A 17,830-nucleotide genomic window follows, 5' to 3' on the forward strand; every position below is an offset into this window, starting at 1 on the left:
TCCGTCGTCACTTGCCCGCAGCGGCAGGGGTTTCCTCGCCGAGGAGCTTGCCGTCCGACGTCTCGAACTGCTTCTTGAAGTCCGCGATGGCGTCGGCGATGGCCTGCAGCGTGTCGTCCGACATCTTGCCGCCCTCCTTGATGGAGGTCATGAGGCCCTGCTCCTTGCGGTGCAGGTACTCCAGGAGCTCCTTCTCGAAGCGGCGGATGTCCTTGACCGGTACGTCGTCCATCTTGCCGGTGGTACCGGCCCACACGGAGACGACCTGGTCCTCGGTCGGCATCGGCTGGTACTGCGGCTGCTTGAGCAGCTCGACCATGCGCTGACCGCGCTCCAGCTGGGCCTTCGACGCGGCGTCCAGGTCGGAACCGAAGGCGGCGAACGCCTCGAGCTCACGGAACTGGGCGAGGTCCACGCGGAGACGACCGGAGACCTGGCGCATCGCCTTGTGCTGGGCGGAGCCACCGACACGGGAGACCGAGATACCGACGTTCAGGGCCGGACGCTGGCCGGCGTTGAACAGGTCGGACTCCAGGAAGCACTGGCCGTCGGTGATGGAGATGACGTTGGTCGGGATGAACGCCGACACGTCGTTCGCCTTGGTCTCGACGATCGGCAGACCCGTCATCGAACCGGCGCCCATGTCGTCGGAGAGCTTCGCGCAGCGCTCCAGCAGACGGGAGTGCAGGTAGAAGACGTCACCCGGGTAGGCCTCGCGGCCCGGCGGGCGGCGCAGCAGCAGGGACACGGCGCGGTAGGCGTCGGCCTGCTTCGAGAGGTCGTCGAAGATGATGAGGACGTGCTTGCCGTCGTACATCCACTGCTGGCCGATGGCCGAACCGGTGTACGGCGCAAGGTACTTGAAGCCGGCCGGGTCGGACGCCGGAGCGGCGACGATGGTCGTGTACTCCAGCGCGCCGGCCTCTTCGAGCGCACCACGCACGGAGGCGATGGTGGAGCCCTTCTGACCGATGGCGACGTAGATGCAGCGAACCTGCTTCTTCGGGTCGCCGGAGCGCCAGTTGTCGCGCTGGTTGATGATCGTGTCGACGGCCAGGGCGGTCTTGCCGGTCTGACGGTCACCGATGATCAGCTGACGCTGGCCACGGCCGATCGGGGTCATCGCGTCGACGGCCTTGTAGCCGGTCTCCATCGGCTCGTGCACCGACTTACGGACCATGACGCCAGGTGCCTGCAGCTCGAGGGCGCGGCGGCCGGACGTCTCGATCTCGCCGAGGCCGTCGATCGGGTTGCCGAGCGGGTCGACAACGCGGCCGAGGTAGCCCTCGCCGACGGCGACGGACAGCACCTCACCGGTGCGCTGCACCGGCTGGCCCTCCTCGATGCCGCTGAACTCGCCGAGGACGATGGCGCCGATCTCGCGCTCTTCCAGGTTGAGCGCGAGGCCGAGGGTGCCGTCCTCGAACTTCAGCAGTTCGTTGGCCATGGCCGAGGGCAGGCCCTCGACCTTCGCGATGCCGTCGCCGGCAAGGGTGACCGTACCGACCTCCTCGCGCGAGGCCGCGTCCGGCTTGTACGACTGGACAAAGTTCTCCAGCGCGTCCCGGATCTCCTCCGGCCGGATCGTGAGCTCCGCCATCTGGGTTCCCTGCTCTCCTTGTTGGGCCCGAAGTTTCACTTTGGGGGTCTGGGGGCGACCCCCAGGAATCCTCTGCACGGCCCAACGAGGGCCGTAAGTACGTACTGCGTATTGAGTTGCTGCTAGCCGGCCATGCGGCGGCTGGCGTCCTCAAGCCGGTCCGCGATGGAGCCGTTGATGACCTCGTCGCCGACCTGCACCCGGATCCCGCCGACGACCTCGGGGTCGACGTCGAGGTTGAGGTGCATCTGACGGCCGTAGAGCTTCGCCAGAGCGGCACCGAGGCGCTGCTTCTGTCCGTCGCTCAGCGCGACCGCCGTGGTGACCACGGCGACCATGCGGTTGCGGCGCTCCGCGGCGAGCTTGGACAGGGACTCGAGTCCCGCCTCCAGGCTACGTCCACGCGGCGCGGTCACAAGGCGCGTCACCAGACGCTCGGTCGTCACGTTGGCCCGGCCGCCGAGCAGGCTGTGCAACAGCTCGCTCTTGGCCGCCTTGCCGGCGGCGCGGTCGGTCAGCGCGGAGCGCAGCTCGGTGCTCGAGGAGACGATCCGGCCGAACCGGAACAGCTCGTCCTCGACGTTGTCGAGCGTGCCCGCCCGCTGCGCCGCCGTGAGGTCGGCGGTGGCGGTCAGCTCCTCGATGGAGTCCACCAGGTCGCGCGAGCGCGACCAGCGGGAGCGCACCATGCCGGCCACCAGATCGGCGGTCGACCCGCTGACCTGGGTGCCGAACAGGCGCCCGGCCAGTTCGGCCTTCGCCTCACCGGGCTGCGCCGGGTCGGTGAGGACCCGACGCAGCGACACCTCGCGGTCGAGCAGCGCGGTGACGGCGGCCAGCTCGTCGGCGAGCTGCGCCGCGTCCACGGACGTCGAGTCCGTCAGCGCGTCGAGACGCTCACGTGCGGCTGCCAGGGCCTCGCGGCTCGCTCCGTTCATCGCGCGGCCTCGGCCTTCTCCTCGAGGTCCTCGAGGAAGCGGTCGATGACGCGGCTCTGCCGGGCGTGGTCCTGGAGGGACTCGCCGACGAGCCTGCCGGCCAGGTCGGTGGCCAGGTGGCCGACGTCCTGGCGCAGCGCCTGAGCGGCGGCCTTGCGGTCGGCCTCGATCTGCGCGTGACCGGCGGCGATGATCTCCTCACGCTGCCGCTGGCCTTCCGCGCGCATCTCGGCGATGAGCGTGGCGCCCTGCTCCTGCGCCTCCTGGCGCAGCCGCGCGGCCTCGTGACGGGCCTCGGCGAGCTGAGCCTTGTACTGCTCAAGAACGCTGTGGGCCTCGGTCTGAGCGGCCTCGGCCTTCTCGATACCGCCCTCGATGGCCTCGCGACGCTGCTCCAGAACCTTGTTGATGTTCGGGAGGAGCTTCCAGGCCAGGAAGCCGAAGACGATGACGAAGGCGATCAGGCCGATGACAAGCTCGGGGATCGGCGGGACGAGGGGGTTTTCCTTCTCCTCGGCCGCCAGAATGAGCAGCTGGCTCATGTCAGTGCCTTTCGTCTAGTGGGCTGTCGCTGATCGGTCGATCAGGTGCCGTAGACGAACGGCATGACCAGACCGATGAGGGCGAGCGCCTCACAGAAGGCGAAGCCGAGGATCTGGTTGGCACGGATCAGACCGGCGGCCTCAGGCTGGCGGGCGAGCGCCTGGGTGCCGTTACCGAAGATGATGCCGACGCCGACGCCGGGGCCGATGGCCGCAAGGCCGTAGCCGATGGAACCGAGGGAGCCGGAGACGCCTTCGGCGGCGAGGGTCTGGAGAGCGGACATGCCGGTTCTTCCTTCTCTTTCATGGGCCGGTGGGGGTTGGCCACCGGACGACTGTGGTCGGTGTGGGCGCTCAGTGGTGCTCGGCGAGCGCGCCCTGAATGAAGGTGCAGGTCAGGAGCACGAAGACGTACGCCTGCAGCGCCTGGATAAAGAGCTCGAATGCCGTCATCACGAGGACCATGATGAAAGACACGCCTGCGTAGGCGATCCCGATGCCGTTGAGCAGGTACCAGCTGGCGATCGTGAAGAGCAGCAGCAGCGTGTGACCCGCGAACATGTTCGCGAAGAGTCGCACCGCGTGCGTGAAGGGCCGGACGATCAGGTTCGACAGGAGCTCGATGAACATGGCGAGCGGAAGAACCGGGCCCAGCGACTTGTCGTAGCCGGTGAAGTTCTTGAACGCGCCGACGAATCCGTGCCGCTTGAAGGTCAGCGAGACCCACAGGACGTAGACGATCAACGCGAGGACCGCGGGATAGGAGATGATCGCCGTCACCGGGAACGAGGCGAGCGGAACGATCGACCAGAGGTTCATCATCCAGATGAAGAAGAACAGCGAGACGACCAGCGGGACGTACTTCTCGCCTTCCTTCTTGCCGATCGTCTCGTAGACGACGCCGCGGCGGATGAAGTCGTAGCCCGACTCGGCGACCATCTGCAGCTTGCCCGGGACAACCTTCGGCTTACGGAAGGCGGCCCAGAAGAAGCCGACAACGATGATCGAGCCGAGCAGCGCCAGGAGCATCGTCTTGTTGAAGTACACGTTGCTGTCACCGTCGCCCCAGAGGGGCTCGAACAGGAACGAGTGCAGGCCGGGAGCCGGGAAGCCACAGCCGTCGAAGATGTGGCAATCGGTCTCGAAGGCGAGCACCTGCGTCGGGTCAGCACTCACCGCGGGCTCCTTCAGCGTGGCGCATAGGTACGGCAACCTCGTTGTGTCGGCGCGGCGCGCAGCCGCGGTTCGGCACTGGACTGGTGTTACGGATGTGGGGGCGGCTGTGGGGCATCAAGCCTCGCGATTGAGCAGGCGTCAGCTCAGATGCCCGCGCCCGCGATGCCGCAGTTGGCACCGGACGATAGCAGGATCTCTTACGCGCCTTTATCCCGGCCCTACCCCTCACGACGAGTGCCCCGTCTTTTCGGGCTTGTCGCCCTTCGAGGAGTCGGGTTCGACGTAAAGGATCTTGGCCTTCATGTGGGCACGCGCCTGTGCGCCGATCCACGCGAGCGTGGTGGCGACGAGCGTGAGCGCGAAGGCCTTGGGGTTGAACAGCGACGTGTTCTTGAACGCGGCGACGAAGATGAACAGCAGAAGAATCTGTGCCGCGTAGAGCATGAGGCCCATCGCCTGGAACAGGTGCGGAAGCGATTTGGCGGTGCGCTGCAGAACGTAGAGCCCGATGCCCATGAAGAGGATCACGACCAGCGTCGCGACGATCGCCCCGAGGGCCCCCTTGCCGCCCGCGACCACACCACTGACGACGGCGGCAATCGCGCCGACGGCAGCTGTGGGCACAGCGGCCTGAAGGAGAATCCGGGCGTCATTGGACGGCATGGCGGCAACTCCGCTTGCTAAGGGGGGCGTGTCGTCATGGACGAGCGTAGTCCCGGGCTGAGAGAGAACCTCACGCCAAGGGACCGTCGCACTAGGGTCCTTCGGCTCTGTCCCGGGTTCTCGTGAACCGTATCACAAACTATTTGATGAGGTCTTTACCTGGTTGGTGTGCCGACTGTCACACATGAGAGTGAAGCTGCGCGTCTGTGCACTCAGGGCGCCAAGTTGTCTGGTATTGGGGCGCTTTGCACCCCCACGACTTGGTCACGTGTTAGTCAGATTCTTACCTTCGCGTCAGCGCGACGACCCGGCGTTGCGTCGATCCAGGAAGCGCGCACGGGAGCCAATTGCGGTCGCTCCGTTGACTCCTGAGACGCCCGCGGCGACCGGGGCGCGGTGTTCGCGGGCCTCCCCCGGCTCCTCGGCCGCCGCCGCGGCGTGGGTGACGGACGGCTCGGACGGCTCGGCCTCGGCTGCCGGGGCGCCGGCCCTGCGGCGGCGGTAGCGCGGCGGCACGAGGTGCTCGGCCCAGCGCGGGGCGCGCGGGGTGAAGCGGGGCAGCAGGAGCAGGACCAGACCGACCGCGCTGAGCGCCGCGATGGCGAGCACGCTCCACATGGCCCCCGAGTTGACCGAGTACGCGAGGGCGCCGAAGGCGATCAGCGCCGACCAGAAGTACATGATCAGCACGGCCCGGCTGTGCGAGTGGCCGACCTCCAGGAGCCGGTGGTGCAGATGCCCGCGGTCGGCGGCGAACGGCGACTGACCGCGCCAGGTGCGCCGCACGATGGCCAGCACCAGGTCGGCGGCCGGGATCGCGATGATCGTCAGCGGGAGCAGCAGCGGGATGAAGACGGGCACCGTCTGGTGCACGGTGTTGCGCTCGGAACCGGAGAACAGGTTCATCACGTCGGGGTCGATCTGCCCGGTGATGGAGATCGCGCCGGCCGCGAGCACCAGCCCGATGAGCATCGAGCCGGAGTCGCCCATGAAGATCCGCGCGGGGTGCATGTTGTGCGGCAGGAAGCCCAGGCACATGCCCATGAGGATCGCGGCGAAGAGCGTCGCCGGGGCGGCGGCCTCGATGCCGTAGCTGTACCAGATGCGGTACGCGTACAGGAAGAACGCGGCGGACGCGATGCACACCATGCCGGCAGCGAGGCCGTCGAGCCCGTCGACGAAGTTCACGGCGTTGATGGTGATGACGACGAGCGCGACGGTCAGCAGGGTGCCCTGCCACTGGGTCAGCGCGACCAGGCCGACGCCCGGGATGGGCAGCCACAGGATCGTCAGACCCTGCACGACCATCACGCCCGCGGCGATCATCTGGCCGCCCAGCTTGATCAGGGCGTCGATCTCGAACTTGTCGTCCAGGACACCGATCAACCAGATGAGCGCCGCTCCGGAGAGCAGCGCCCGCGGTTCGTTGGAGTTCGAGAACACCGCGTTGAGGTTCCTCAGGTGGTCGGCGACCAGCAGGCCCGCGCACAGCCCGAAGAACATCGCGATGCCGCCGAGCCGCGGCGTGGGTTCCCGGTGCACGTCGCGCGCACGGATCTCCGGCATGGCTCCGGCCACGATCGCGAACTTCCGTACCGGCCCTGTCAGCAGATACGTCACCGCGGCCGTGATGCAGAGCGTCAGCAGGTATTCACGCACAGGCTTCCCCACAGGTCTCGCTGGCCATCTCAGCCCCACACCCTAGCGATGCGCGCATATGGTTGGGGACTTCCGGGTAGCGACGATGGTTGCACGAGTGGCTGTGCACAGGGGCGCGCCTGCCCCTCTCTAGCCGGGATAGGGCGGAAATCTTCCGGTCAGCTCCCGCACTTCTTCACGCGCGTCCTTGCCCTCGATGTCCTGCCGCAGCACCCCCGCGAACAGTACGGCGATCCGCGCCATCTCCGCCTCGCCCATCCCCTGGGTGGTCAGGGCGGCCGTACCGAGCCGCAGGCCACGGGCGTCCCCGTGGGGCAGTGCGCAGGTGTCGAGGACCATTCCGGCGCCCGCGAGACGCCCGCGCGCGGTGCGTCCGTCGACGCCGAGCGGCGCGGGATCGACGGTCAGCAGATGGGTGTCGGTGCCGCCGGTGGTGACGGCGAGCCCCTCATCGGCCAGCTCGTCGGCCAGCACGCGCGCGTTGGCGACCACCTGATGGGCGTACGCCGAGAAGGCCGGAGTCGCCGCCTCGCCGAACGCGACGGCCTTGGCGGCGATGGTGTGCATCTGCGCGCCGCCCTGGGTGAACGGGAAGACGGCCCGGTCGACGCGCTCGGCCAGTTCGCCGCCGCACAGGATCATGCCGCCGCGCGGCCCGCGCAGCACTTTGTGTGTCGTCGCGCACACGACATCGGCGTACGGCACCGGATTGGGCGCCGCTCCCCCCGCGACGAGCCCGATGGGGTGGGCGGCGTCCGCGATGAGGTAGGCGCCCACCCTGTCCGCGATCTCCCGGAAGGCGGCGTAGTCGATGTGCCGGGGGTAGGAGATGGACCCGCAGACGATGGCTTTCGGGCGGTGCGTACGAGCAAGGGTGTGCACCTGGTCGTAGTCGATGAGCCCGGTCTCCGCCTCCACGCCGTAGCCGACGAAGTCGAACCAGCGACCGGAGAAGTTCGCGGGCGACCCGTGTGTGAGGTGGCCTCCGAAGGGCAGCCCCATCGCGAGGACGGTGTCGCCGGGCCGCAGCAGGGCGGCGTACGCGGCGAGGACGGCCGAAGACCCGGAATGCGACTGCACGTTGGCGTGATCGGCGCCGAACAGGGCCTTGGCCCGCTCCACGGCGAGCCGCTCCGCGACGTCGACGATCTCGCATCCGCCGTGGTGACGGGCGCCGGGATACCCCTCGGCGTACTTGTTCGCCAGCGGCGAGCCGAGCGCGGCCAGCACGGCCGGCGAGGTGAAGTTCTCGGCCGCGATGAGCTGCAGCGTCGTGGACTGCCGGTCCAGCTCCCCGATGAGGATCTCGGCGAGCTCGGGGTCCTGGCGACGCAGCACGTCGAACTCGGGCCCGGCAGCGGCGGGCCGTACGGCTTCCTGAGCATGCGTGACCGACATGGTGAGCTCCGGGCCTGAGCGGGGGTGCGCTACGTCCAATGTAGGCCCGAGGCCGCTGAGACGCCCGGTGTTAGGGCCTGCCGGGGGGCAGAGCGGCTACAACTGCGAACAAGCCGCCACCGCCGCTACTGCTGTGGACAATGCGTGAGCGAGCCACCACCGCTACCGCTGTGGGCAGTCGTTCCGCGGGGCGATGGGTGTCCCCCCTGCTCGAGCGAGCCGAGAGCTTGGGGGAGGGTGGGCACAGCCGACAGCGCCGGGCTCCCTGCAAACAAACGCCAGCGGCAGCCTACGTACGCGCAGGCACCCCCGTCAGCGCAGTCACCACCGGATCCAACGCCTCGTTGATCTCATCCCCGATGGACCGGAAGAACGGCAACGGCGCCCCATACGGGTCGTACACCTCGTCCGCCTCCGCGGTAGGCGCCAGAAGCCACCCGCGTAGAGCGGCAGCAGCCCGCACCAGAGCCCGCGCCCGCTCGACCACCCCGTCCGACAGAGGCGGCAACGTAGCCGGGTCTATCGCCCGTACGAGACGCGTGAACTCCTTCAGAGTGAACGTGCGCAGCCCCGCCGAGTGCCCCATGGAGATGACCTGGGCCCGATGATCACGCGTGGCCGTCAACACCAGGTCGGCCCGGATGACATGGTCGTCCAGGAGTTCACGGCCCACGAAGCCGGAGGCATCCGCACCGAAGTCGGCGAGGACCGTCTCCGCGTTGGCCTCCATGGGCGCGCCCTCATGGCCCCAGGTGCCCGCGCTCTCCACGATGAGGCCGCCCCACAGGGGGTCGCCGAGCCGGTCCGCCAGGGCATGCCGGGTCAGCCGCTCGGTGATGGGCGAGCGGCACACGTTGCCGGTGCTGACGTGGAGGATGCGGAAGGACCCCCTGGAGGACCCACTGGTCCCCGTGATCCCCGTGCCTATGCCACGCCCCGCGTCAGGGGCTGTCAATTCGCCACCTCGAGGTCGGGTACGACCTTCCGGAGCTCCTCCGCCGACAGTGCCCCCTCGCGCAGCAGCACGGGCACCTTGCCGGTCACGTCGACGATCGAGGACGGGACGATGCCCGGGGTCGGGCCGCCGTCCAGGTAGACCGAGATGGAGTCGCCGAGCATCTCCTGCGCGGCGTCGCAGTCCTCGGGAGCCGGGTGGCCCGTGAGGTTCGCGGAGGAGACGGCCATCGGGCCGACCTCGGTGAGCAGTTCGATGGCGACCGGGTGCAGCGGCATGCGCACGGCGACGGTGCCACGGGTGTCCCCCAGGTCCCACTGGAGGGACGGCTGGTGCTTGGCGACGAGCGTCAGGGCGCCCGGCCAGAAGGCGTCCACCAGCTCCCAGGCCATCTCGGAGAAGTCCGTGACGAGGCCGTGCAGCGTGTTCGGGGAGCCGATGAGGACGGGCGTGGGCATGCCACGGCCACGGCCCTTGGCCTCCAGGAGGTCGGTGACGGCCTCCGAGGAGAACGCGTCGGCGCCGACGCCGTACACGGTGTCCGTCGGGAGGACGACCAGCTCGCCACGACGGACGGCGGACGCGGCCTCACGCAGACCGGTGGCGCGGTCGGTCGCGTCATTGGTGTCGTATCGCCGTGCCATTTAGCGGGCCTCCTCGTACACGTACTGCTGGCTGGGGAACGCGATGCGCGTGCTCACGGCATCGCCTTGCGGGCGGTCGCGAACCGCGGCCGGTTGTTGAGGTCCGGGTGGTCGGCCGCGTCGGCCCAGCCCCGCTCCTCGGTGAAGATCCACGGCACCTGGCCGCCCTGGGTGTCGGCGTGCTCGATGACGACGACACCGCCGGGGCGCAGCAGCCGGTGCGCGGTGCGCTCGATGCCGCGGATGAGGTCGAGTCCGTCCTCCCCTGAGAACAGGGCGAGTTGGGGATCGTAGTCCCGGGCTTCCGGAGCGACGTACTCCCATTCCGTGAGCGGGATGTACGGCGGGTTGGAGATGACCAGGTCCACCTGGCCGTCGAGGTCCGGGAAGGCCTCCAGGGCGTCTCCCTGGCGCAGGTCGACCCTGGACCCCTCTACGTTCTTGCGGGTCCACTGGAGGGCGTCCTCGGACAGCTCCACGGCGTGTACGCGGGAGCGCGGGACCTCTTGCGCGAGCGCGAGCGCGATGGCGCCCGAGCCGGAGCACAGGTCGACGATCAGCGGCTCGACGACATCCATCGCGCGGACGGCGTCTATGGCCCAGCCGACCACGGACTCGGTCTCGGGCCGGGGCACGAACACCCCTGGCCCGACCTGGAGTTCCAGGTAGCGGAAGTAGGCCCGCCCGGTGATGTGCTGGAGCGGCTCGCGGGCCTCGCGGCGCGCGATCACCTCCCAGTAACGGGCGTCGAAGTCCGCGTCCTTGACGGTGTGCAGCTCGCCCCGCTTCACGCCGTGCACGAAGGCGGCGAGCTCCTCCGCGTCGTTGCGCGGCGAGGGCACGCCGGCGTCGGCCAGCCGCTGGGTGGCCTGGGCCACTTCCGCGAGCAGCAGGTTCACGCTGGTCCTCCGGGGCTGAGCTGTTGTCCTACGGCTTTACAAGTACGGCCTTACAGCACTTTGTTCGGCTTTACGCTGCGGCGAGCTTCGCGGCCGAGTCCGCGTCGACACACGCCTGGATCACCGAGTCGAGGTCGCCGTCCAGGACCTGGTCCAAGTTGTACGCCTTGAAGCCGACTCGGTGGTCCGAGATGCGATTCTCCGGGAAGTTGTACGTACGGATCTTCTCGGAGCGGTCGACGGTACGGACCTGGCTGCGGCGGGCGTCCGCGGCCTCCCGCTCCGCTTCCTCCTGCGCCGCGGCGAGGAGCCTGGAGCGCAGGATACGCATCGCCTGCTCCTTGTTCTGCAGCTGGCTCTTCTCGTTCTGGCAGGAGGCGACGACTCCGGTGGGAATGTGCGTGATGCGCACCGCGGAGTCGGTCGTGTTGACGGACTGGCCGCCGGGCCCGGAGGAGCGGTAGACGTCGATGCGCAGATCGTTCGCGTGGATCTCGACGTCGACCTCCTCGGCCTCGGGCGTGACCAGCACACCGGCGGCGGATGTGTGGATGCGGCCCTGCGACTCGGTCGACGGCACACGCTGCACGCGGTGCACACCGCCCTCGTACTTCAGGCGCGCCCAGACGCCCTGGCCGGGCTCGGTGGCGCCCTGGCCGCCCTTGGTCTTCACGGCGACCTGGACGTCCTTGTAGCCGCCGAGTTCGGACTCGGTGGAGTCGATGATCTCGGTCTTCCAGCCGACGCGCTCGGCGTAGCGCAGGTACATGCGCAGCAGGTCGCCCGCGAACAGCGCGGACTCGTCGCCGCCGGCGCCCGCCTTGATCTCGAGGATGACGTCCTTGTCGTCGCTGGGGTCGCGCGGGACCAGCAGCAGGCGGAGCTTCTCGGTGAGCTCCTCGCGCTGCTTCTCCAGGTCCTTGACCTCGGCCGCGAAGTCGGGGTCGTCGGCGGCGAACTCCTTCGCCGTCTCGATGTCGTCCCCGGTCTGCTTCCAGGAGCGGTACGTCGCGACGATCGGGGTCAGCTCGGCGTAGCGCTTGTTGAGCTTGCGCGCGTTGGCCTGGTCGGCGTGGACCGACGGGTCAGCGAGCTTCTTCTCCAGATCGGCGTGCTCGCCGATGAGTTCCTCGACCGCCTCGAACATCTCCGGCTCCAATGGACTGTCCCCAGCTCCAGTGTGGGCTCGGGGACGTAGGTACGGCATGGGGGTCCCCGCTGCTCCGGGGGTCCCTCCCAGGCCCTTAAGGCACTGGGGGAGAAGTCGAGAGCTTGGGGGAAGGGGCTGCACCGCAAAGCGCCGGTCCCGGCGTCCCCGGGCAGGGGACGCCGGAGACCGGCGCTGTGGGCTCGCTACTTCTTGGCAGCGGCAGCCTTGCCGAAGCGGGCCTCGAAGCGGGCCACACGGCCACCGGTGTCGAGGATCTTCTGCTTGCCCGTGTAGAACGGGTGGCACTCGGAGCAGACCTCGGCACGGATGGCGCCGCTGGAGATCGTGCTACGGGTGGTGAACGACGCGCCACAGGTGCAGCTGACCTGCGTCTCGACGTACTCGGGGTGGATGTCGCGCTTCAAGGTGTCTCCTAGTTTCGGGAGGGCACCGGGTCGCCGCCGCGGATTGCGGGAGCGTGAACCGGGGCCGACGTACCAGTCTGCCAGGACTGGCCGCATCCCCCAAAACCGGGGGGCGCTGTGATCTATTCCCAGCGCCCCCGCCGGGGGGTGTACGACTGCTTACGACTGCTTACGAGGCGGTCACGACGCCCTTGGCGTCGCCGGTCGCCGTGCCCTTCGTGGCGCTCGCCGGGATCGGCCGGTCGTTCTTGAGGGCGTCCCAGACCAGCCGGGCCTTGGCCTTCTCGACGATGACACGGTTGGCGTTCGCCGGGTCGTATTGGACCGGCATCGTCACCATGTTCATGTTCGACGAGCTGATGCCCTTGAGGCCGTTGGCGAACGACGCGAGGTCGGTGACCGAGCCGATGTCGGAGTCGGTGGTCACGGCCTTGGTCGCGGTGTTGGCGAGGTCGTACAGCTTCTTCGGGCTGGACAGGACGCCGATGTGCTTGACCTGGTTGACCAGGGCCTTGATGAACGCCTGCTGGAGCTGGATGCGGCCGAGGTCGGAGCCGTCGCCGACGCCGTGCCGGGTGCGCACCAGTCCGAGGGCCTGCTGGCCGTTGAGCGTGTGGCTGCCGGCCTTCAGGTTCAGATGGCTGTCGGCGTCCTTGATGTCCTTGGTCGTGGTGATCGGGACACCGCCGAGCTCGTTGATGAGCTTCTCGAAGCCGGCGAAGTCGACTTCCAGGTAGTGGTCCATGCGCAGGCCGGTGAGGGACTCGACGGTCTTCACGGTGCAGGCGGCGCCGCCGGTGGAGTACGCCTCGTTGAACATGACGCCGCTGGCGGCGTCGTGGGTGACGCCCTTGGTGTCGGTGCACTCGGGGCGGTCGATGAGGGTGTCGCGCGGCATGGAGACCACGCTGGCCTTCTTGTGGCCCTTGTAGACGTGCACGATCATCGCCGTGTCGGAGCGGGCGCTGCCGTCGTCGGTGCCGCCGCCCAGCTTCTTGTTGCTGCCGGAGCGGGTGTCGGAGCCCAGGACCAGGATGTTCTCGGAGCCGTTGTCGACCTTCGTCGGGCGGTCGGTGCCAAGGGCCTGGTTGATGTCGACGCTCTTGAGGTTGTTGTTGAGCTTGAAGTACACATACCCGGCGCCCGTGCCGCCCAGCACGACGATGCCCGCGGCGGTCCAGGCCGTGATGAGGAGGGCCTTGCGGCGTGTGCTGCGGGTCTTGCGACGACGGCCCTTCGCGCGGCGGCGTGGGGCGCTCGTGCCGGACTCCCCCGGTATGCCGGGCTCCGGCGTGCTCTCGGCAGGCATGTGCTCCTCAGTCCTCGTGCGCTGCGGTTACCCCCTGCTGTCAGGGCTAGGCCCGTCTGGTCGTGACGATGCGGACCGCTTCATGGTCACTCCGTACGGTCAGACGGGGAAACTCGGGAAAGGGTTGCACAACGCAGCGTGCCCACCACGTGAAGCGATGGGCACGCTGCGTCATCGGCGAATCCGGGGAAACCCCGCTCACCTGCGATTTCAGCCGAAGATGTCGTACTGCTGGAAACCGGTACCGACCGAGATTCTTGTGGCAAAGATCTCGCTGGTCGCCTTGCCGGTGCCCGGGTACAGGTAGAGCGTGCCGCCGGGCGTACGGGCCAGGAAGTCGGCCTTGCCGTCGCCGGTCACGTCACCGGGGGCGTCGAAGGCGTTGTAGCCGTCCCAGGTGCGCACCTTGATGCGGCTGGAGAAGGCTCCGGTGCCGGACTTGCCGGTGCCCTTGTAGAGGTAGACGTACGAGCCGGTCTTGCTGCGCGCGATCAGGTCGGCCTTTCCGTCGCCGGTGAAGTCGCCGTGTCCGCGCAGGGAGTTGTACTGGTTCCAGCCCGTGCCGACGCTCACCCGGCTGGAGAAGGTGCCGTTGCCCTTGCCCGGGTAGATCCACAGGGTGCCGCCGGAGTCGACCGAGAGCAGGTCGGGCAGGTAGTCGCCGGTGACGTCGCCGGGGGCGACGATGCGGGTACGGGTGTTCCAGCCGGTGAAGATCTTGTCGGTGGACCAGCTCTGGCTCGCCCACACGTAGTGCGACCAGTAGACGTCACCAGTGCCGCTTTGACGGACTACGAGGTCCTGGACGCCGTCCCGGTTCAGGTCGGTCTGCAGCACGACGTTGACGCCGTCCCAGTTGCCCCACGACTGGCGCGCACCGAACGCGGTGCCCGTGGAGTCCTTCTCGTAACCCGTCTTGGTGGAGGAGTTGCGCACCCAGAGGTCGGCCTTGTGGTCACGGCTGAGGTTGGAGTCGTCCACCCGCGGGTACGCCGCGCCCACATAGGTGCTGACCTTCGAGAAGACGCTGTACGCGCCCTCCGCGACGCAGTCCTGCACGCCCCAGGAGACGACGCCGACGATGCGGCCGCCGACGATCAGCGGACCGCCGGAGTCGCCGTTGCACGCCGTGGTGGTGCCGGTGTCGCTGCCGGTCGCCGGCTTGCCCGCGCAGACCATGTGCCCCTTGATGAACTCGCTGCCGTAGGCACCGGTGCAGGTGCTGTCGGAGTTGATGGGCAGCGTGGCCGTCTTCAGGGTCTCGGAGATGTCCTGGGAGGTGGAGCTGGTGCGGCCCCAGCCGTAGAGCGTCGCCTGGGTACCGGCCGCGTACGAGGCCGTGTCACCGGACGTCGTCATCCGGATCGGCTTGGCGGTGACGGGGCTGTCCAGCGTGAGGACCGCGATGTCGTTGTCGATGGTCGTCGAGCTGTACGACGGGTGGTTCCACTGCCGCAGGGGCAGGGAGACGGTGCCGCCGTGCAGGTCGGTGTTGCCGGAGCTGTCGGTGGTGGGCAGCTGGGCGGTGCCGGTGACGACGGCGCCGTACTTGAACCAGTTGTAGCCCTTGACGCAGTGCGCGGCGGTGAGGATCTTCGTCGGCGACACGACGGAGCCGCCGCAGAAGAAGCCGAGGTCGTCGCTCTCGTCGGCGGTGCCCTTGTCGTCGTAGTACCAGAGCTGGGCCATCCACGGGGCCGTGCTGATGGTGGTCTCGGTACCGCCGATGATCTTCGGGTCGACGGTCGCGGTGTTCGTACTGGCGCTCAGCGACGACTTCGTGGTCGCCCGACCCGCCGTGTCGTCGCCCGCGACGCCGCCCGCGACGCGCCTCTCCAGCTCGGCCAGGGAGGGCGAGGAGGTGCTGGGCTTCACGGTCGGCGTCGGCGGCGTCGTGGTGGTGGCGGCGTTCGCGGACGACATCAGGAGCGCGCCGGCGACCGCGGCCGCCAGGCCCGCAGCCGCGACGGGCACGGCTATGCGTATCCGACGTCTGTGACGACCGCGCCCGGACATGGACATATCCACTCAAGTCCCCCCTGGGATGCACGAGTTCAATGAGACGGGTGAAAGAAGCGCGATCGTACACCTGACCCAGACAGCGCAAAGGGCCGCCCCCGTCACCTGCGTGACGGGGGCGGCCCTTTGCGCTTACTGCCTTACTGACCTCAGTCGTTGCCGTTGGGCGACGGCGTCGTCTTCTGGATCTGCAGCAGGAACTCCGCGTTCGACTTCGTCTGCTTCATCTTGTCGAGCAGCAGCTCGATCGCCTGCTGCTGGTCGAGGGCGTGCAGCACCCGGCGCAGCTTCCAGACGATGCCGAGCTCGTCGTTGCCGAGCAGGATCTCTTCCTTACGGGTACCGGACGCGTCCACGTCCACCGCCGGGAAGATGCGCTTGTCGGCGAGCTTCCGGTCGAGCTTGAGCTCGGCGTTGCCGGTGCCCTTGAACTCCTCGAAGATCACCTCGTCCATGCGGGATCCGGTGTCCACCAGCGCGGTGGCGAGGATGGTCAGCGAACCGCCGTCCTCGATGTTGCGCGCCGCGCCGAAGAAGCGCTTCGGCGGGTAGAGGGCCGTCGAGTCGACACCACCGGACAGGATGCGGCCGGAGGCCGGGGCGGCGAGGTTGTACGCACGGCCCAGACGCGTGATCGAGTCGAGCAGGACGACCACGTCGTGACCCAGCTCCACCAGGCGCTTGGCGCGCTCGATGGCGAGCTCGGCGACCGTGGTGTGGTCCTCGGCCGGGCGGTCGAAGGTCGAGGAGATGACCTCGCCCTTGACCGACCGCTGCATGTCGGTGACCTCTTCCGGACGCTCGTCGACCAGGACGACCATCAGGTGGCACTCGGGGTTGTTGTGCGTGATCGCGTTGGCGATCGCCTGCATGATCATGGTCTTGCCGGTCTTCGGCGGGGCCACGATCAGACCGCGCTGGCCCTTACCGATGGGCGCGACGAGGTCGATGATGCGGGTGGTGAGGATGCCCGGGTCCGTCTCCAGGCGGAGGCGGTCCTGCGGGTACAGCGGCGTCAGCTTGTTGAACTCCGGGCGGCCGCGGCCGTGTTCGGGCGCCATGCCGTTGACGGAGTCCAGGCGCACGAGCGCGTTGAACTTCTCGCGGCGCTCGCCCTCCTTCGGCTGCCGGACCGCGCCGGTGACGTGGTCACCCTTGCGCAGACCGTTCTTGCGGACCTGGGCGAGGGAGACGTACACGTCGTTGGGACCCGGCAGGTAGCCCGACGTACGGATGAAGGCGTAGTTGTCGAGGATGTCCAGGATGCCCGCGACGGGGATCAGGACGTCGTCCTCGGCGAGCTGCGGCTCGGCGATCTCGTCGCGGCCACGACGGCCACGGCGGTCACGATAGCGCCCACGACGGCCGCGGCGGCCGCCCTCGAAGTCGTCGTCGTCCTGCGGACCGGTGTCGCGCTGCTGGCGGTCCTGACGGCCGCCGCCCTGCTGCTGACGGTCCTGGCGGTCCTGACGCTGCTGGCCGCCGCCCTGGCCGCCCTGCTGCTCGTCGCCCTTGCCGCCACGGCGGTCACGGTCACGGCCGCCACGGTCACGGTCACGGTCACGGCGGTCACGGCGGCCCTGACGGCCGTCGGCGCCCTCGGCGCTGTCGCCCTTGGGCTCGCCCTGCGCCTGGACCGGCGCCTCGGCCTTCGGCTCGCTCTTCGCCTCGGCGGCAACCGTCTCGGGGCTGCCGGCCTCGGCGGTGGCCCGGCGACGGCGGCGCTCTGCGGGAGCGTCGTCGCTGGCGGGCTGGCCGGGGATCTCGATCTGCTGCTGAGCCACAGCCTTCTCGGCGGCGGGCTTCTCGGCCTTCTTCTCGGCCGGAGCAGCGGCCTCATCGCCCGTACGGGCCTTCGAGGTGGCACGGCGCCTCGGCTTGGTCTCGGTGGCGGCCTCGGCCTTGGCGGCCGGGGCACCCCCGCCAGCCTGCGCCTCCTTGATGACCTCGATCAGCTGGCTCTTGCGCATACGCGCGGTGCCCCTGATGCCGAGGCCGGATGCGACCTGCTGCAGCTCGGCCAGCACCATGCCCTCGAGGCCGGTACCGCGGCGCCGCCGGGAGCCGGCACCGGTGGCAGGCGCGGAGGCGTCCGTGGCGGGCGCGGCAGCGGTCTCCTCGACACGTGCGCCCATCAGATCGGTGGTGTCGCTCACGAAGGGTCCTTCCCTGGAGCGGACGTCGGCCTGTCTGGCTCGGCGACCGGTTGTGCTGTCCGGCTTTGGTCCTTGATGTGTGGACCGTGCCGGGGCGGTGGTCCGCCAAAGCGGCGGAAGACATATCTGGTGATGACGATTCCGGAGCCGTGGCACTGAATTGCGGTGACATCGGCTCGGTCACGCCGGTTCCGGAGCGTGCTCAGTACTGCTCAGCGCATAGCACCCAATGCATGGCACAAAGCAGTTTGGGAGGCTCCCGGAAGAATGGTTGTCCCGGACGGGGACACGAAGCAC

General features: G+C 68.7%; 16 protein-coding genes. All 16 read right to left on the minus strand.

Annotation, left to right across the window (positions count from 1 at the left end):
* Window positions 1-7 precede the first annotated feature (7 nt).
* Window positions 8-1,600, minus strand: coding sequence for a F0F1 ATP synthase subunit alpha (atpA, locus tag ACFY0T_RS36770; RefSeq protein WP_388880896.1), 1,593 nt, complete (start codon window positions 1,598-1,600; stop codon window positions 8-10).
* Between the two features lie 122 nt (window positions 1,601-1,722).
* Window positions 1,723-2,538 (minus strand): F0F1 ATP synthase subunit delta, encoded by an 816-nt coding sequence (locus tag ACFY0T_RS36775; RefSeq protein ID WP_388880899.1) that lies wholly within the window; start codon window positions 2,536-2,538, stop codon window positions 1,723-1,725.
* A complete protein-coding gene (locus ACFY0T_RS36780; RefSeq protein ID WP_388880902.1) occupies window positions 2,535-3,080 on the minus strand; it encodes a F0F1 ATP synthase subunit B in 546 nt (181 codons plus the stop codon). Before ACFY0T_RS36780 ends, ACFY0T_RS36775 begins: the two co-directional genes overlap by 4 nt.
* Window positions 3,081-3,121: 41 nt before the next feature.
* Window positions 3,122-3,364 (minus strand): F0F1 ATP synthase subunit C, encoded by a 243-nt coding sequence (locus ACFY0T_RS36785; protein ID WP_351294146.1) that lies wholly within the window; start codon window positions 3,362-3,364, stop codon window positions 3,122-3,124.
* 70 nt (window positions 3,365-3,434) lie between these two features.
* The gene (gene atpB / locus ACFY0T_RS36790) at window positions 3,435-4,256 is read right to left on the minus strand and encodes a F0F1 ATP synthase subunit A (protein ID WP_388880909.1); all 822 of its coding nucleotides are present in this window, start codon (window positions 4,254-4,256) and stop codon (window positions 3,435-3,437) included.
* A gap of 225 nt (window positions 4,257-4,481) precedes the next feature.
* Window positions 4,482-4,919, minus strand: coding sequence for a hypothetical protein (locus ACFY0T_RS36795; RefSeq protein ID WP_388880912.1), 438 nt, complete (start codon window positions 4,917-4,919; stop codon window positions 4,482-4,484).
* A 294-nt stretch (window positions 4,920-5,213) separates the two neighbouring features.
* Entirely contained in the window at window positions 5,214-6,578 is a 1,365-nt protein-coding gene (locus ACFY0T_RS36800) for an MraY family glycosyltransferase (RefSeq protein WP_388880915.1), read from the minus strand.
* Window positions 6,579-6,707: 129 nt separating this feature from the next.
* Window positions 6,708-7,976: a serine hydroxymethyltransferase gene (glyA, locus tag ACFY0T_RS36805; protein WP_388880918.1), complete on the minus strand. Its 1,269-nt coding sequence runs from the start codon at window positions 7,974-7,976 to the stop codon at window positions 6,708-6,710.
* A gap of 289 nt (window positions 7,977-8,265) precedes the next feature.
* Window positions 8,266-8,931 (minus strand): protein-tyrosine-phosphatase, encoded by a 666-nt coding sequence (locus ACFY0T_RS36810; protein WP_388880921.1) that lies wholly within the window; start codon window positions 8,929-8,931, stop codon window positions 8,266-8,268.
* A complete protein-coding gene (locus tag ACFY0T_RS36815; protein WP_388880924.1) occupies window positions 8,928-9,575 on the minus strand; it encodes an L-threonylcarbamoyladenylate synthase in 648 nt (215 codons plus the stop codon). Before ACFY0T_RS36815 ends, ACFY0T_RS36810 begins: the two co-directional genes overlap by 4 nt.
* Window positions 9,576-9,628: 53 nt before the next feature.
* The gene (gene prmC / locus ACFY0T_RS36820) at window positions 9,629-10,474 is read right to left on the minus strand and encodes a peptide chain release factor N(5)-glutamine methyltransferase (protein WP_388880927.1); all 846 of its coding nucleotides are present in this window, start codon (window positions 10,472-10,474) and stop codon (window positions 9,629-9,631) included.
* A 70-nt stretch (window positions 10,475-10,544) separates the two neighbouring features.
* Window positions 10,545-11,621: a peptide chain release factor 1 gene (prfA, locus tag ACFY0T_RS36825; RefSeq protein ID WP_388880930.1), complete on the minus strand. Its 1,077-nt coding sequence runs from the start codon at window positions 11,619-11,621 to the stop codon at window positions 10,545-10,547.
* A 206-nt stretch (window positions 11,622-11,827) separates the two neighbouring features.
* Entirely contained in the window at window positions 11,828-12,049 is a 222-nt protein-coding gene (gene rpmE, locus ACFY0T_RS36830; RefSeq protein WP_352052736.1) for a 50S ribosomal protein L31, read from the minus strand.
* Between the two features lie 169 nt (window positions 12,050-12,218).
* On the minus strand, window positions 12,219-13,358 hold the full coding sequence (locus ACFY0T_RS36835; RefSeq protein ID WP_388880934.1) for an LCP family protein: 1,140 nt from the start codon (window positions 13,356-13,358) through the stop codon (window positions 12,219-12,221).
* A gap of 210 nt (window positions 13,359-13,568) precedes the next feature.
* On the minus strand, window positions 13,569-15,380 hold the full coding sequence (locus tag ACFY0T_RS36840) for a trypsin-like serine protease (RefSeq protein WP_388881163.1): 1,812 nt from the start codon (window positions 15,378-15,380) through the stop codon (window positions 13,569-13,571).
* Window positions 15,381-15,526: 146 nt separating this feature from the next.
* A complete protein-coding gene (gene rho, locus ACFY0T_RS36845) occupies window positions 15,527-17,533 on the minus strand; it encodes a transcription termination factor Rho (RefSeq protein ID WP_388880937.1) in 2,007 nt (668 codons plus the stop codon).
* Window positions 17,534-17,830: the final 297 nt, after the last annotated feature.

Origin of the sequence: Streptomyces sp. NPDC001530 (assembly GCF_042894545.1) — a bacterium.
Lineage (GTDB): Bacteria > Actinomycetota > Actinomycetes > Streptomycetales > Streptomycetaceae > Streptomyces.

Coding starts and splice junctions, on each gene's coding strand:
- atpA (WP_388880896.1), bottom strand. CDS start 1,600: ATGGCGGAGCTCACGATCCGGCCGGAGGAGATCCGGGACGCGCTGGAG.
- ACFY0T_RS36775 (WP_388880899.1), bottom strand. CDS start 2,538: ATGAACGGAGCGAGCCGCGAGGCCCTGGCAGCCGCACGTGAGCGTCTC.
- ACFY0T_RS36780 (WP_388880902.1), bottom strand. CDS start 3,080: ATGAGCCAGCTGCTCATTCTGGCGGCCGAGGAGAAGGAAAACCCCCTC.
- ACFY0T_RS36785 (WP_351294146.1), bottom strand. CDS start 3,364: ATGTCCGCTCTCCAGACCCTCGCCGCCGAAGGCGTCTCCGGCTCCCTC.
- ACFY0T_RS36795 (WP_388880912.1), bottom strand. CDS start 4,919: ATGCCGTCCAATGACGCCCGGATTCTCCTTCAGGCCGCTGTGCCCACA.
- glyA (WP_388880918.1), bottom strand. CDS start 7,976: ATGTCGGTCACGCATGCTCAGGAAGCCGTACGGCCCGCCGCTGCCGGG.
- ACFY0T_RS36815 (WP_388880924.1), bottom strand. CDS start 9,575: ATGGCACGGCGATACGACACCAATGACGCGACCGACCGCGCCACCGGT.
- prfA (WP_388880930.1), bottom strand. CDS start 11,621: ATGTTCGAGGCGGTCGAGGAACTCATCGGCGAGCACGCCGATCTGGAG.
- ACFY0T_RS36835 (WP_388880934.1), bottom strand. CDS start 13,358: ATGCCTGCCGAGAGCACGCCGGAGCCCGGCATACCGGGGGAGTCCGGC.
- ACFY0T_RS36840 (WP_388881163.1), bottom strand. CDS start 15,380: ATGTCCATGTCCGGGCGCGGTCGTCACAGACGTCGGATACGCATAGCC.